This window comes from Streptomyces sp. NPDC093221 (assembly GCF_044753885.1).
Taxonomy (GTDB): domain Bacteria; phylum Actinomycetota; class Actinomycetes; order Streptomycetales; family Streptomycetaceae; genus Actinacidiphila.
Genome location: NZ_JBIVOA010000001.1, coordinates 456,483 through 471,857 on the forward strand (window position 1 = coordinate 456,483; position 15,375 = coordinate 471,857).

Below are 15,375 nucleotides of genomic sequence, written 5' to 3' on the forward strand. Positions count from 1 at the left end.
ACGGGCGTCACGGCGCCGGTGCGGACCGACGGGCCGGGGCTGCGGTGCGAGGCGGACGGCGTGCGGAGCAGGTCCAGCGGCAGGTGACGCGCGGACGCTCGCACACGGGGCTCGTCCACCGACGCAGGGCGCTCCCGAACCGGTGCTCCGTCTCTCGGTCGTCGGGGGTGAGCGCCGAGAGGTGCTCGCCGATCCGGTCGGCCCCCTTCGGCCATCGCCCCCTGACGTTCTTTTGGAGCCGGAGGAGGGACTGGAGGATCTCGATCCGGTCATCGGTGTTGCGGAAGGCGAGCATCCCGTGGATTCCCGCCGCGCGGTCGAGGTCCCGCAGAGCGGGGCCGTACCGGTCAAGGTGGGTCAGCGTCCCGCATCGGGCCACCAGGATGTCGGCGAAGCTGGTGCGGTAGGTGTCGGGGAACCGTGCGGCGAGGTCCTCGCGGAGCCGGACGGCTCTGTCGAACGCCTCCAGAGCCTCCTCGGATCTCGACAGTGCGGTCAGGCACCGCCCCTGAATACTGAGCATCTTCGCCAGGCTGGCCCGGGTGTCGGGGAGGACGTCGCGGAACTGCTCCTGGATGCCGATTGCGCTGCCGATCGAGGCAAGGGCCTCCGGGTGCCGTTTGAGCCCGTGGAGGTACGCTGCCCGGTTGCGGAGGGCGGACGCCAACTCTGCCTGCCCGTCAGGGCTAGAGTCGGCCAGCTTCCTGTGGATCGCGATAGCGTGATCGATGACACGGAGTGCTTTCCCCCGTCGGCGCACGCAGTTCAACAGCGTCGCGCGGGTCCTGAGCACCGAGGCGTACAGGGACCTCTCCTCATCTGTGGCCCTGGCCCGCGTCAGTCGTTCGAGCCTTTTCTCGGCCCGGTCGGCGTACGCGAGACCGTCACAATACCGACCCGCGTCGAACAGCCTGAACGCGACCTCGCTCTCAGCCCGTGCCAGGTCCGCGAGACGTGTGCGGCGCTGAAGCGAACGGATCGAGCCGTGGCGACTGTACGACCGGCGGCGGTCGGACACCTGGCGGAGCGCCGCGGACAGGGCCAGTTCGGCGAGCATTTGCGTGCTCTGGGGAATTGCCTCAAGAAGAGCCGTCACGGCCCGGGCGTCGGTGAAGGATTCCATCCGCACCTCCCGGAGGGCCTCGGACAGGACGCGGCTCGTCCGGGAACGGAGCGCCACCTGGACAGCCGGTCGGGCGAGCCACTCCGCGTGCTCGGCGATCAGCTCCCGGACAGGGCCTTCGAGGAGCGGAGTCTCGTCGGCCAGCGGGCCGAGGATTCCCAGGGCGCGCCTTGCCTGCCGGTCGCTGACGGCGGGAAGGACTTGGGACAGCAGGGCGCGCCCGTCGAGCTCCTCGGTGAGCGCCTTTTTCAACCAGTGTTCCGCGAGGCTGTCCGGTTGCAGGCTGCCCCAGTACTCCTGCCCTCCGGAGGACGGGTACAGGTCGCTGATCGTGGCGGCGAGGCGGCGGCGATCGGCTGTGGCGGCGGGGCTCGGTCCGGTGTCCTCCAAGGCGGCAAGGGTGCGTTCGGCCTCGTCCCTGTCTGCGGCCCCCACCAGGAGGGCGGCGGTCAGCGCGGTCACGGGCGGCTCGTGACCGAGACCCCGGGACTCGGCCATAGACGCCCAGTAACGAGTCTCGTGGGCCAGGATGACGTCCATGGGCGCTTTCCCGCCAGTGGTTCTCCCGTCGACCGACGCTGCTTCAAGCACGGCGGCCAGCGCGGCGTTGTGGAGCGTCAGCGGATGCCCGTCACGCAGCACATCCGGGGAGGGGGCGTCGAGCGGCAGGGGATCGAGGTCGGTGTGTGCGTAGCCCTCGACGCTCCGCAGTGCCGCCGCGAAGCACTTCACGGCCTCGGCGTAGGTCTCGGCACGGTCTGCTTCCGCGAGCGGGCCCAGTTCGAGGGGCGGGTGCGAGAGGACCTGGTATTTGTCCTCTTGCTGAAGTTTCTGCCACCATTCCCCGTCGCTGCGAGCCAGCATGAGGACACGGACCTGGCTCAGCGGTGTGTCGAGGGCGAGGGTGTTGATCAGCGCCCGCATCGCGGTGACGTTCTTCTCGGCGTAGTCCACGACCAGCAATACCTTGGAGGTGGTGCGGGCGACTGCCTCCGCGACGTCACGCGACCCTGCCTCACCGGGTGCGGCGCAGGCGGCCGCGTGCTCCGGGGTGCGGAGACGGCCGACGGTCCAGCCCTCGCTCAGAAGTTCCGCCGCCAGCTCGCGGGCCAGCCGGGTTTTCCCCTGGCCGCCTTTCCCGATCACCAGGCGTCCCGAGAGGGCTTCGTCGGCCGCGCACCACTCCCTCAGCTCGACGAGTTCCGCGCGCGACCGGAAAGGCACCGTCTCGTATTCCGGTCGGAGCAGGCAGGCCGGGGTCCTCGGGCGGATGTCGAGGTGCCAGGGGGCGAGGTATCCCTGGAGCTCGGCGGATTCCAGCATGAGGGGGCGCCCGGTCGCCTCCTCCACGAGCGCGCGGAATTCCGCACTGCGGGCCATGACGTACACCGGCAGCACACTCAGCCGTCTGCTTCCGAAGTTCTTCCGATCCTCGATGACGATGCCGCACACCAGGCGGCCGCAGGTCACCGCGGCCCCTGACATGCCGGCCCATCCCGAGCCGCCGGACGGGTCCCGGTCCGGGGCGATGACCAAACCCAACTGATATCGTTCCGCGCGTTGCCCGGCGAGGGGGCCGATGGACCCCTCGACCTGATCGGAATCACCGCCGCTGTCGGGATGACGGCGCACACTCGCAGGCAGCCCAACCGCGCTGACACGTACGGGTGAACTCCCGCTCAGCACACCCCACCTCAGCTCGGCGGTGACATCGGGCGGCCGCCAAGCGCTGTCGGCGGATTCCACGACCCGCAGCACAGCGGCGTCAAGGTCGCCGTCCCCCAGCCAGGCGACGGCGGCGCGGACGAGGCCGGGGCGGTTCAGGAAACGCACCGCGACGGTTTCCAGATGCCGCTCCTCGTCCAGCAGTACGTGCCGGGCAGTGAGGATCAGGTTTCCCCCGATCCACGTCCCGGTCCCGATCCGCACCTCGCCGCGCGGCAGGGGCTCCGCGAAGACCTCCACCACGCGACTTGTTCCACTGCTTTTCATGGCGTCCCTTCCGTCGGCTCGGCCTAGAACTCCGGGATCGCGGGGAGGGTGCCGTTCACCAGGATGTCGTGGCCGCGATCGTCCAGCGGGGAGAGCGTCAGCTTCAGGCGGTGCGTCACGGTCGAGGTCCGGTCCACCTTCCCGCTGAGCACGTAGACCTTGGCCCCGGCCCCGCCCGACCGGACCACGGACACGTCGAATTCGAGTTCCACCGGCCCGACCCTGAACCGCAGGTCCTGCCCCGCGCCCTCAGCCATCGCCGCCTGGAGTTCGGCGCGCACCCCGAGCACCGCCGCCGCGAGGCCCACGCTCGCGTCAGTGTCCACGAATGTGCTCCCAGGCAGGGAAGCCATGTCCATGGAGCGGTGCGGCCACACCGCGGGGGAGGGCCGGAGCCGCATCGAACTTCGAGATGTTCGAGTCGTTGCAGGCGCACAGTGACGCGACTCCCAGCAGGAAGATCGCGCAGCCCAGAGCGCCCCTGCGCCTGGTGTTCCCCGGTCCGCGGCTTTTCTTCTTGTTCATGTCCTCGGCAGCTCTCTCTTCGGCGAGGGGGCCCGATCAGTGCGTGTCCCCCCGTGGTTTCCTGCGGTGCCGGCCGCGCCGGAACCGGCCACTTCGAGCAGCCCCCGACGTGGCAGTGTTGCGTTCCCAGCTCACCACGACATGACCGCGGGGCACCTCCCGCGTTGAGCTGACGATGAGCTTCGGCGTGGTGTTGACTGACCGTCATGAAGGTGTTGCTCACAGGTCCCGTCCGTCGGCACAGGGAGATGGTGATCCTCCTGCAGCCAATGGGGTTCGCCCTTCTCACGGTGCCGCGGATCGACCAGCTGGCGCTGGCGGGCCACTGGCCGGACGTCGTTCTGCTGGAGTGCGACACGATCAACAATCCGGTTCTGGGAAAGTGCGGACGGCTGCGTGCCGCCTGCGGCGCCCCGATCGTCGCCATCACCCGGCACGCCGACACGGATGCCTGGAAAGCCGGGCGCGAGGCGGGGATCGACGAATTCCTCGTGGAGCCGTTCAGCCTGGATGAACTGGTCGCACGGCTGCGCATCGCGGGACACCCGGCCCCGGCCGTCACGACGGGAAACAGCAGCTCCCACATCGCCTACGGACCGCTCCGGATCTCCCAGGAGTCCAGGAGGGTGACCGTGCGCGGGACCGAAGTGGAACTGCGGCCGACAGAATACGAGTTGCTCGTGACGTTGGCCCGTCGGGCCGGCCAGGCGCTGAGCCGGGACCATCTCGTCAACTGCCTGTCACGCAACGGTGCGAAGGACCCGGAACGGGCGCTCGAAGTGCATATCCACGAACTGCGGTCGAAACTGGCCGTCCCCGGCCTCATCGCGACGGTGCGCAACGTCGGATACCGCCTCATCACTCAGGAGAGTTACCGGCGCCTGGAGGGGAACTGAACACGGTCGGTGTCCCACAGGGAGTGGCCGCAGAGCCACGGCCGCCGAGATCGCCGGACTGGTGGCGATCATCCAGCACCACCCGGTGACCAGCGCGACCCGCTCGGCCACTCGCGTCCGCCGGGGACCACCAAGGCGCGCTTCGTTCTGTGGCCGACGCCCGCCTGATCGCGGAGCGCATCGACGGGAGTCAGGCCGCCGACACGTGGTTCGGCCACCCGCTCCAGAAACACCACGTCCACTTCTCGCAGGCGTTCACCCTCATGGGGCGTAGGCGCGAGGCCTACGCCGAACTGGAGGCGGCGCTGGATCTCACCGCATCGCCGCCCGTGATGACACGGGCGATGCTGGGATAGGGACGCCGCCACTTCTCTGAAGTTGGTTCTGTGCGGCTCGCGTCCACGCAATCACTGCAGGTCAGTCAGACTGCTCCCCGCGCGAGCGGGGATGAACCAAAGCCCGCGCCGCGCAGGAAGCTGCGACCGCCCTGCTCCCCGCGCGAGCGGGGATGGACCCCGCGCGAAGTCGAAGAGCCAGCCCATGGTCGGCTGCTCCCCGCGCTCACGGGGATGACCGGTCAGTAGCTGTGTCTGCCCTCCAGTTCACTCGCCCCGGAGCCGGATGGCCATGACGGTTCCATCGGCGCGGACGGACACCGCGTTCCACTGCTTCGATGTGCTGTGGTCCGGCCACTGCCCGCGCAAGTCGTGTACCTCGCGTTGGTATTCGTTGACGCGCCCATGGTGGAGGTGCAGGTACAGGCTCCTCCGGAGGCCGGAGAACGCCTCTACTCGGGTGCCGTTGAGGCGATAGATGTGATCGGTGCCGACGAAGTCGATGCCGTGGATGGTGTGCTCTGCGTCGCGCAGCCTGGCCGTGTTGGCGTAGGCGTCGTGCTGGAAGTGGCGTTTGCCTTGTTCCTTGGTCAGATACTGGACAGTGGGCTTGCCGCCTCCAGTGAAGGCCATGAGGACGGCTGCTTCCGTCCGTGCCAGCACGGAGCTGAACCAGGCGAAGGAGTCGGGCATTATCTGGAATCCGGGGACGGTCGTCTCTCCATGACCCGCGGGCCGCACGGTGTCGGCCGCGCGGTTCTCCTGTTCCAGGTAGAGGTCGAGATCGGGCGCCGATGGCTTCCCGGGCGGGCGGAGAGCGGTGGCGCCCGGCGCCTCCAAAACGTGCATGGCGAGGCTTTCCTTTGTGGGGATCTCGGTGCCGATGAGCAGGTACGGGACTGTGCCGTACGGTCCGATGTGCACGGACTCCACGTGGGGCGCTGGCCGTGCTGAGCTGCTTGTGCACCTGACGAACGCTGCTGTGTGTGCCCTTGGAGGCGAGCAGGAGGACGTGGGACGGCTGCCCCGGTTGCCAGGCTTCGACGAAGAAGTGGGGCCGTCGCTGTAGCGCCTCCGGGCGGCCGTCGGTACCGGAACTGCGCAGAGTCCAGCCGGCCTTGAGGGCGACATCCGCCGGGATCACAGAGACCGAGTGGTCGGGGTACCGGGACCTGACGACGTTCTCGGCCAGCAGCGAAGCGAAGCCGGTGCCGATTTCCCCGGATTGCGTGGCCTTGTAGAAGCGCAGGAGATCGCGTCCCTCGGACGATAGCTGCAGGTAACGGCCCCGGTTGGCTTCCATGGCCTGGCTGTAGCGGAGGCTGCCCCAGTGCTCGGCGAGACCTCGCCCCGCGCCCTGGCGGCCCGCGGCGGCACCGAGGCTGATGGCGTGGATGACCTGCCACGGCGTGAGTGCCAACGATTGCGGAGCTGTCCGAACGGCTAGGTAGTCGGTGCGGCGGCGCAGCGGACCCCGCCCGTCCTCCAACCGTTTCTTGTCCTCCTCCGCTGCTGCCTTGCTGACCTGGTCGGCGAGTTCGGCGGATGAGCGGACCTGGACATGGGAGGTGGTGCTCAGCTCTTCGAGGATCTCGGCGATGGCTTTGGACTCGTCCCCGTTCACCGACAGCCCTTCCGTTGATGTCATATGACGTGAGCCGGAGGACGGTAGGACGAGGCGGGGGAGCGCAAGCAAGTGAGCATAGGTCGGCGCAGGTTGGTATTTGGCCAGACCGTGGCTCTGTCAGTGACCGCCGGGCGGGGACCGCTAACTGCCGTGCAACCACATCGCAACAGCGGCGAGGTCCGGGTCGGTGAGGCCGTGGCGGTGGTCGACACGGTGGAGAAGGGTTCGTGCGGGGTGGTGCGCCTGCGCCCACGTGCGGTCGGCGTCGGAGATCTCGTCGTCGAGCCAGGCGAAGGGGCGCTCGGCAGCCCAGTCGAGAAGAGTGCGCGTTTTCCAGTGCAGCCCGGACGGATTGCGTTCCTCTGAGGGTTCCGGCCAGGTGACCACGGGGAGTTGCGCCAGCCCCAGGAGCGGCGCGAGGCACTCGTTGGCCTCGGCTTCCCACGTGGTCGCCCACACCAGATTGCAGGGCAGCGCCAGCAACTTGCGCCCGAGAGCCGGATCGACCCTGGCAAGCAGCGGATTCGCACCGGCTTCCTGCGGCACGTACGTCGGATATCCGTCCGGGTACTCCTCCCGTGTCGCCCCGAAGGGAATGAGAGGTCCGTCGACATCGAGAAAGAGGAGGGGCCGGGGCGGGGGAGCGATCACACCCGCACCGTACGGGCAGACAGGTTGTCCCGGAAGCGGATCGCCGACTGTGCCACGTGGTGTGCGCGCCGTTGGCGTGATGCGCCCGCCAGGTGCCTCGCTTGCCGTCCGTATTCTGTTTGCTGGACGACGAGGTGTCGGCCCATGGAATGTTCTTTTTGCGGCTTTCTTTGAAGTTGGTTCTGCACGGCCGACATCCACGGAACGACCGCAGGTCAAGCAGACTGCTCCCCGCGCCCGCGGGGATGGACCCAGGCCGCGCATTCCCGGCAGGATCCGGCGGCGCTGCTCCCCGCGCCCGCGGGGATGGACCCTACACCGCGCTCGTTGCCGAACCCGCGGGATCCTGCTCCCCGCGCCCGCGGGGATGGACCATATCAACGGGGGCCGACACTCTGACCCTGGCCAGGGTGAGGGTCAACTTACGTGTTCATCAAACCGCTGGGCGGTCCGCTGAGTCCGAACACGGATTACCACGACGGGAAACGGCCCTTGGTGGGAGCCGGGCACGTCGGCGAGCATGCGGGCGCGGTACCTGCATGTGCCGGACGCCATGCTCAAGGACGTGGCGCGCAAGATCGCCGGTGCCATCTGGGGCCACCCGGGAACGCCCGCTGTGGGCAAAAACCAGGACACCGATGGCCCCCACCGCGAACGGTGGGGGCCATCGGCATATTGCCCGGTGAGAGCAATGGCGGAGGATACGAGATTCGAACTCGTGAGGGGTTGCCCCCAACACGCTTTCCAACTGTTCACCCCGGTGTATGGGGTGGGTCGCGGGCATCCTGACCTGCGGCGTAGCAGTCGAGGAGCGAGTGCCTGAACGAGCCCGGACACGGGTGAATGAGACCAGAACTGAGACCAGACGACAGAGTCCGGGCAGAAGTGCTCACCGCACGGTGCCGGTAAAAGGCCAGGCATCACTTCATGCGGCGAGCTGCTTGGTCAGGGTTGACGGCACTGACTCGCCAGTGCCCGGCTCAAAGGTCTCCCCTGTACAGGACTGGTGGCTGCCGCCGTCGCCGTACGGCATGGTGCAGGGCAGCTTCCCGTTGTACCTGGGGTCTCCTTCACCGCATGCATAGAGGTAGGGCTCGGCGCCCTCCTCACAGATCGCTGCATGAGCCGCGGCCGAGACGGCGCGGGCCATGGCCGGCACGTCCTGCGTGTGCTGGAGGGCCACCCGCACCGATATCTTTACCATCTCGCTGCACGTTTCGACGGAGAGAATGGGAGCAGGAGGCGGGGCGGACTCCGTCTTGGTGACCTCGGCCTCGCGCCGTGCAGCAAGACGGTCTTCCAGTTCTGCGTCTGCCTTGGCCCTGGCCACTGGGTCACAGGGGCGGTCGCCTCTGCATGCCTCAGCGAGCAGGGCACGGGCAGAGCGAAGCTGCGGCAGGAACGCCTCGACGTTCGCGATGAGCCGGTCGGTTTGCTCCTCGTCCAGCTCGTACGAGTCGCCGCCGGTCCAGATCCACAGCTCGGTGTGGATGCCGTAGACATCGGGCATGGCGTTGGAGGTGGTCACGTGGGCGGCGAGGAACGGCTCCGTGTCGCCGTCGTGGCGGGCGTCTTCTAAGGGAGGGATGATCGCCGGCGCAGCCTGGTGCCACTCGGCGGTGGCGCCGGGCTCGCTGTGGTCCGTGGCGCACCACGGCGTGCAGCCGTAGGTCGTCATCCACTCCGGGCCGCGCTCAGCGGCCGTAAGGACGGTGGTGTGCTGGTCGGCGGCCGGTATAGAGGACGCTTGCGCATAGATGCTCATAGCCATACCTGATTCAGTTCTTACGGTGGACGTTTTGTCGTGGTGGTGGACAGATGCCACCTGTCGCACTTGGGGGAGACCGCGGTCTCCTCGGGAGCGGCCCCACGCACCGAACCAACGAGGCATCCATCAATTAGTCACATGATCGACAGGCCGAGGGTGAAGCGCTGGCGGAGCTGGGCGCGACCCACGATGCACTCGTTGCCCAGCTTCAGAAGACCAGGGGGAGGGACCCGAAATCTTGGCGGGGCGGTCGCTGAGGTCATCTTGCAGCTCAGAGGTGGCACGGTGCTATGGGCGGTCACGGTAGGCCGGGCCGGTTGCTGTACTTCGCTGCTCGACTCTGGGTCGGCTGCCACAGTCGCGGCTGGCCCGAGGCGCAGAGCGATGAACTGCGGGCGGCGCCTGCGGTTGCTTGGGAAGGCGGCCGACGCCGGTAGCTGTCGTCTGCCGATTGCGCAGGTAGCGCGATACACATTTTCGGAGCAGCTCGTGGACGTCATCCTTGTGGTTGGAGCGGCACTATTGCAATGAAGTCTTCATGCGACTTCCATGGAAGGCATGCCCTCGCCGTTGCGTACGATCGATCCGGCACGTCTGGTGGCTCGACGCGTCGAGCTGGGACTCTCCCGCGCCGCTCTAGCCGCCCTAGCTGGCGTTTCGGCTCGGATGATCTTCTTTTACGAGGAGGGTCGCCACGCCCCCACCGCACCGCGCTTGGAGCAGTTGGCGACCGCGCTCGGATGCAAAGTGGAGGTGCTCACAGGTGCCCGGCGCGGGGAGGAGACGCTGGTCGATCTCAGGTACGCCGCAGGGCTCACCTTGGAACGCGTCGCCGAACTACTCAAGACCACGCCAGCGGGGAGGGAGCTGAGCGTGTCCGCGCCGAAGGTCTCCGCGCTGGAGAGCGGGGGAAAGGTCACTGGGCGGCACTGGCAGGACCCCGAGGTGACGGGGCGCCTACTCGGCCCTCTGGCCAAGGCGTACGGCGTTCCGGTGCGCATGGTCCTTGACGCATGGTTGCGTACCAGGCCGAGCGAGCCCGCTCCCGTGCTGTCGATCAAGCGGAAGCCGGAACCTTCGAAGACGGCCATGGTGACGTGGGAGTCATTGAACGAGCGTCAGCAAATTTACCTGGGGGAGGTGATGCGAGATGACCGGATGACCGCTACCGAGATGTGGATGCGCCGGGTTCAGCGGCTGCCCGTACCGAGGGCTGCTGAGTGGCGCAGACTGCCCTTGGCGCTCAGGGCTGCTCCGTCCGATGTCGGGTACACCCGGTTGCAGGAGCGGCTGCGCCAGCGTGGCGTGCATGACCCCGGCGTGGGTTCGACGGTGCATGCGCTGGGGCGTCGAGGGTTGTTGGTGGTCAGTGAGGATTCGGTTGATCTTCCGGCTGTCGGGGAGGTTCGACGGGTACTGGTGGAGATCACCAGGCGTGGCCGTGCTGCCGCCCGGGCGGGCCTAGGCGAACCGCGTGAGCCGGATCCCGCGCCGCATCTGCTTTCGGAGTGGCTATGGGGAGTCGTCGCCCGCGTCGCGTCCGCAGAGCCCGAGGGGCTGGAGGACGACCAGCTAGCGGGCCGTTCCTTGTTCTTCATCGGTGTGGGCTACCGGGGCAGGTCCGGAGCACAGCCGAGTCGTGGCTTCGTGGACTCCGTCCCGGTCATGGCACCGGGAGGAACGCACGTCTCGGAGTACCGCTGGCGGCTGACCCAGCTCGGCCGACGCCATGTATCGGAGTACCTGCACGTCTACCGAGATCTCTATCCGGGTGTCAGCACCACAGGACTCGAAGCACTCGCGGGTGACGCGCGATAGTTCACGCCTTTTCTCCGTGGGCGGCCCGATTGTCAGAGGCGTCGCTTACCCTCCTTGGCTGTGACGAGTTCAACGGAGAACGGCACGCGCGAGCTCGGCGATGTCCGGGTTCGCTACCTAGTAACCCGGGCCGCCCTGCGCGCGGCAAAGGCTGTGACCGAGCCCGGACTTGAGCCGCAGCAGCGACTGGCCACCCTGATGGAGTGCCACGGCATACTGCATGCGGCGCGCGGGCCGGGGATTCCTCTGCCGTTCGGGGAGTTCCGCCGCGCGCTCGGAGAGAATCTGGCTGCCCTGCTGCCGGACGGTGTGGATCCGCTGGACTTGGACGGGATGCTGGTCGTCGACCGGGATGGACAGGTGACTGAGGACGCCTTCGATCTCGACCTTGAGCAGCAGATGCTGCTGCACACGCTGCGGAAGCTCGACGCAACCGCGGGAGTGGTGAGCGACAGGGAGCTTCAAGCGGAGATCGACCAGGAGACTGCGTTCACGTTGCTGCACAAGCAGGGTGACCAGGCCGTCTACGAAGCCGGACGGTCGGACCTGATCCGGTCTCCTGCCGGTGCCGTGGACGACCTCTGCGAGCTACGTCTGCCCCCGTTGGTCGCGGACTTCTACCGGGAGATTCCCTACAACTCACAGTTCCAGGGCTGGTGGTTCCCGTGCCCAGTATGCCGGTGGCCGATGCGGATTGTCCTTCGGAAGAACAGCGGCGCTCTGGTAGGAGCAGTCCGTTGCTGGCACGCTCCGCACGCGGACATGGGAGCCTCTTACCTGTTCCGGCCGACCACGAATCCCATTGCCCCCGAGTTGCTGCCTGAACCGTCGCCGGCTCGGCCGAGCGGCCGTGAGGCGGTCCTGTATCCGGACCTCGGGGACATCCCGCTGGCTGTGCCCGTCGCTGGGCACAAGGCCGTCAGTCGGGGGATCTGGCGTTACACGACTATTCCCGGACTTCCTGAACTCTCGCTGTACGACCGGCTGGTCGATCGCGGCCTCAAGGTGAAGCTGTGGCCAGGGCTCGATGCTTACGACCTGCTGGTCGAGGCCGGGCCAAAGCGGGGCAAGAAGGTGCCGTTCAAGGTTGACGTGAAGGACTACACCTCGGCGGCGACGCTGGCCAAGCTGATCCATGCCCAGGACGGCGACCGCGGTGGTGCCGAGTGGCTGGTGGTGCCCGACTACCGTGCCCGCCAGGTCCCGCTGCTGTCGGGGGTGTGCGAAAAGTACAGCATGCGGGTGGCTGCGGCCTCCGAGTTCGGCGAGATGATCTGCGAGAAGGCTGGGGTGAGCTGGACATGAGTGATGTGCCGATCGCAGAGACCGCCGTCTACACGGCGCTGGCCCTCGCGGCCCACTACTTCCCCAGGGTTATCGACGGGGACTCCCGAACTGCGGCCCCGTTCGCCGAGGCGGCATCCCTTGTCTCGGGGAAGTACCGGGCTTGGGACCGCTGGAAGGAACTGCCTCACGATGAGAAGCAGCGCATCGCCATGGTCTGCTCGATCGCTCCCGGCGAACTCGCCGACGTCCGCACCTTCTCGGTAGCGGCGCGCACCCTGCTGTCGCCGCTGACGGCGGACGGGGACGGCAGTGCACCGGTGATGGGCCCCTTCGATCTCGTGGGCACCGACCCCTTCACAGCGGATTCCGCGTTCCCCAGGCTCGGCGGCGATCCACTGGGCTACGTCGACCGCATGACCAGCCGGTTCCGGCGCCCCAGCGCCCGCCCAAAGCCTCCGGAGTTCGCCGGACCGGGAACATGGCTCACCCCGGAGATCTTCGTCAAGAACGTGGGCCAGGTCCACGGACGGCTGCAGATCCCCACCTACCCCCAGTTCACCGAAGCTCTCGGCCACGACAGCCTCCCCAGCGTCTCGACCGTGCCGTACCAAGCCGACCTGCGCATCCCCACGCCGGAACTGCTGCGCCTGGCACGAGAGATCGACCTGCGCTTCCCGGAGAACAAACGCTACCTGCACAGCACGCTCGGGCAGCTCTTTAAGGTCCTGAAGACCTCGGACACGGTGTCCCCGGAAGATGCCCTGTCGCTGGCTGCCGGCGGCATGGAGATATTCAATGCACCCACCGGCACTGGCAAGAGCGTCCTGGTTCGCGTCATGGCTGCCTGGTTCGCTGCCAACGACCTGCGCATCGCCATCGTCCTGCCGGACATCAAGGCATGCCTGGCCATGACCTGGAACGTGCGCGAAGACCTGGCCCACCTGCACCGGTCCGGGATCATCGAGCAAGAGCCCACGTGCGCACACCTGATGTCGTCCTCCGGGATGCACGACCGGGCACTCAAGCTCGCCTCGCTGATCAACGAGTCTGTGGACGCGCCGGGCGACTGGGGCGAACGAGCCGAACGCGACATCGATCCCCTGGCATACGGATGTGCCCAGAGGACGTTTCTCGAATCCACCGGCGACTACCCGCCCGGACGCGAACCGTGCCTGTCCCTGCACCGTCAGGGCGTCGGATCGGCAGCCTGCCCCTGGATCCCCACCTGCGGGAAGTACACCCCCGTCTACGAGGCGGCCACCGCCAACGTCGTCATCATGAACCACTACGTCTTCATGCAAGGCCACCTGAAGATCGGCGTCAACCTGGACGGCCGCCCCGTTCGCAGCATGACCGCAGCCGAGTTCGCCTTGCGGACCTGCCACGCGGTGGCGATCGACGAGGTCGACCAGTTCCAGTCCCGAGCTGTCGACCAGTGCGCCAGTGAGATCGTCCTGCACTCACGCCGGCACTGGTCGGCGGCACCCCAGGAAATGGACACCGACGCCAAGCGGCTGCGCATCGACGACGAGCACAGCCTGCTGCCTGCCGTCAGCCATGTCCGGCTCATGGCCGAATTCCTGCTGCTGAGCATCTGCAAGAACGCCCTCAGCCTGCACGCCACCGAGGACGACCGGGCCCAAGCCCGCATCCCGGACCAGACCAGCACCCGCTGGCACCTGGCCCGCGGACGGGACCGTACCCTCCTGCGGCTGCTGTGGCCGGAAACCGTGGCTATGGAAGGGACGGACATCCCCGTTGAGTACTTCCAGCGGCTCAACGCGCTCATGCCCGCCCGCTACCAGCGCCTCGACCCGCTCAGCGGGCAACCGAGCCTACTCGAACCCGACTGGCACGAGATCAGGAGCGAACTCAGCGCACTGGTGGCGCCCCGTGGCGAACACCTACTGGATGCGGTCAAGCTCGAACTCCACCGCCTCCTCGCGGACGCCGTCAAAGACACTCACCAGCGGACACAGGCGATCAACCTGCTGGTCACCAGGACCGCCATGATCGAGCTGGACGAAGCGCTCTCGGCCCTCCAGGAGAAGGCCCGCGACTACCGCTCCTCCGGCCTGCGCTCGGCCCAGCGCATCTCGAAGGATCTGCAGTCCGGCGCTGTCGCCTCCGTCCTGCCGCTGGGCATGCTGGGCCGAGCGATCACCGGCTACCGTGTCACCGGACTCGACGACAAGGAGAAGAACGCCGCCCTGGTTGCCCAGACCATTGCCGGCGACCCGCACACCTTTACCGCCGAACTGGGCGGCATTGTCTCGCTCATCCTGGCCGGCGTCGAGCGGCCGGTGCTGGGCCTGTCGGCCACCGCATACTTCCCCCAGGCAGTGCGTGAGCACCTGCACGCCCCGGTGCGCTGGTGGATGACCGACGCCCAGGCCAAGTCCATTCGGGCCCGGAAGCACCGCATCGACTACGGCGAAGGGCACCCTCTCTTCGGCGACCCCATCAAGGTCTCCGGCACCCACCCCAGCCGCAAGAAGGACGCACTTATCGAGCTGGGCAGCAACCTGTACGACCAATACATCCACCGCGAGCTCGACCGCACCGCTGCCAAGGACCCGGACCGAGCGCACGTCCTGGTCGTCGCCAACTCCTACGAGCAATGCGCCTGGCTCGCCCGGGGAATCGCCCGGGCCGGGCGCTATGACGGAGGGCTCTGCTTGGCAGTCAGAGCCGAGGACCTGCACAGCCCCAACCCCGAGCTACCCCGGGAGAACGTGGCTGTACGGCTGACCGCCGAGGAGTTCGAGGACTTCCCTCAACACGGGAAGATCCTGGTCGTACCGTTGTCGCTGATCGCCCGCGGGCTCAACATCGTCAAGGGCACCCGCTCGGCAGTCCGCTCCGTCTATCTGTGTGTGCGCCCTCTCGCCCTTCTCAACGACCCCGCCGAGATGTACGGCAGCATCAACGCCGCCGGACTGCGAGCCCTGCCGACAGGCGGCAGCCCGCTCCTCTCGCAGACCCTGACCGAGGGCAGGGACGCCGCCTGGGACCGTCTCGCGCTTCTACTACGTACCGCTCCCCAATTCACGGCAATGCACAAATCCCTCCAAGAGGAGGTCGTCGCTGGCATGATTGTCGACCTCATCCAGCTTGCCGGCCGCGCCCGCCGCGGCGGCACCGAAGCCGTTCTGCACATGGTCGACTACGCCTTCCACGAGGACACATGGAGCGCCGACCTGGAAACCGTCCTCAAGCGCATCCACTCCCAATGGACGCCGCAGGTGCGGCAGCGCATGAACGACCTGTACGGGGAGGCGCTCAACGCCTTCCTCTCCTACGCCGGCATCGAATCCCACGACACTGGCCACCCGGGCAACTGAGCGAGCAGA

At 67.6% G+C, this 15,375-nt stretch carries 10 protein-coding genes, 1 pseudogene and 1 CRISPR repeat array; of the genes and pseudogenes, 6 read left to right on the forward strand and 5 right to left on the reverse strand.

Annotated features, from left to right (window positions below; genetic code table 11):
• Positions 1 to 7: 7 nt before the first annotated feature.
• Together ACIQCJ_RS02055 and ACIQCJ_RS02060 are read right to left on the reverse strand one after the other, a co-directional pair.
• Complete coding sequence (locus tag ACIQCJ_RS02055; protein ID WP_402710412.1) at positions 8 to 2,608, reverse strand: hypothetical protein; 2,601 nt, start codon at positions 2,606 to 2,608, stop codon at positions 8 to 10.
• A gap of 530 nt (positions 2,609 to 3,138) precedes the next feature.
• Positions 3,139 to 3,441 (reverse strand): trypco2 family protein, encoded by a 303-nt coding sequence (locus tag ACIQCJ_RS02060; RefSeq protein WP_355335899.1) that lies wholly within the window; start codon positions 3,439 to 3,441, stop codon positions 3,139 to 3,141.
• A 447-nt stretch (positions 3,442 to 3,888) separates the two neighbouring features.
• Between ACIQCJ_RS02060 and ACIQCJ_RS02065 the strand changes: the two genes are divergently transcribed.
• Positions 3,889 to 4,536, forward strand: coding sequence for a response regulator transcription factor (locus ACIQCJ_RS02065; protein WP_355335901.1), 648 nt, complete (start codon positions 3,889 to 3,891; stop codon positions 4,534 to 4,536).
• A 149-nt stretch (positions 4,537 to 4,685) separates the two neighbouring features.
• Positions 4,686 to 4,892, forward strand: coding sequence for a hypothetical protein (locus ACIQCJ_RS02070; protein ID WP_402710413.1), 207 nt, complete (start codon positions 4,686 to 4,688; stop codon positions 4,890 to 4,892).
• Between the two features lie 246 nt (positions 4,893 to 5,138).
• Here the strand turns inward: ACIQCJ_RS02070 and ACIQCJ_RS02075 are convergent, their stop codons facing one another.
• Both ACIQCJ_RS02075 and ACIQCJ_RS02080 read right to left on the reverse strand, forming a co-directional pair.
• Positions 5,139 to 5,720 carry a hypothetical protein gene (locus ACIQCJ_RS02075; protein ID WP_402710414.1) on the reverse strand — a complete coding sequence of 194 codons (582 nt, stop codon included), beginning with the start codon at positions 5,718 to 5,720 and terminating at the stop codon, positions 5,139 to 5,141.
• A 919-nt stretch (positions 5,721 to 6,639) separates the two neighbouring features.
• Positions 6,640 to 7,149 (reverse strand): HAD domain-containing protein, encoded by a 510-nt coding sequence (locus ACIQCJ_RS02080; protein WP_402710415.1) that lies wholly within the window; start codon positions 7,147 to 7,149, stop codon positions 6,640 to 6,642.
• Between the two features lie 224 nt (positions 7,150 to 7,373).
• A CRISPR array of direct repeats spans positions 7,374 to 7,526; the repeat unit is 28 nt; unit sequence CTGCTCCCCGCGCCCGCGGGGATGGACC.
• Positions 7,527 to 7,566: 40 nt separating this feature from the next.
• On the opposite strand from ACIQCJ_RS02080, the pseudogene ACIQCJ_RS02085 reads away from it, so the two are divergent.
• Positions 7,567 to 7,783 (forward strand): annotated as a pseudogene (locus ACIQCJ_RS02085) (site-specific integrase); the annotation flags it as partial.
• Between the two features lie 291 nt (positions 7,784 to 8,074).
• Here the strand turns inward: ACIQCJ_RS02085 and ACIQCJ_RS02090 are convergent.
• A complete protein-coding gene (locus ACIQCJ_RS02090; protein WP_402710416.1) occupies positions 8,075 to 8,914 on the reverse strand; it encodes a DUF6907 domain-containing protein in 840 nt (279 codons plus the stop codon).
• 552 nt (positions 8,915 to 9,466) lie between these two features.
• Between ACIQCJ_RS02090 and ACIQCJ_RS02095 the strand changes: the two genes are divergently transcribed.
• The 3 genes from ACIQCJ_RS02095 to ACIQCJ_RS02105 are packed head-to-tail and all read left to right on the forward strand — an operon-like array spanning position 9,467 to position 15,366.
• Complete coding sequence (locus tag ACIQCJ_RS02095) at positions 9,467 to 10,735, forward strand: helix-turn-helix domain-containing protein (RefSeq protein ID WP_402710417.1); 1,269 nt, start codon at positions 9,467 to 9,469, stop codon at positions 10,733 to 10,735.
• A 60-nt stretch (positions 10,736 to 10,795) separates the two neighbouring features.
• Positions 10,796 to 12,040 (forward strand): hypothetical protein, encoded by a 1,245-nt coding sequence (locus tag ACIQCJ_RS02100; protein ID WP_402710418.1) that lies wholly within the window; start codon positions 10,796 to 10,798, stop codon positions 12,038 to 12,040.
• Positions 12,037 to 15,366, forward strand: coding sequence for a hypothetical protein (locus tag ACIQCJ_RS02105; protein WP_402710419.1), 3,330 nt, complete (start codon positions 12,037 to 12,039; stop codon positions 15,364 to 15,366). The genes ACIQCJ_RS02100 and ACIQCJ_RS02105 overlap by 4 nt, the downstream gene beginning before the upstream one ends.
• Positions 15,367 to 15,375: the final 9 nt, after the last annotated feature.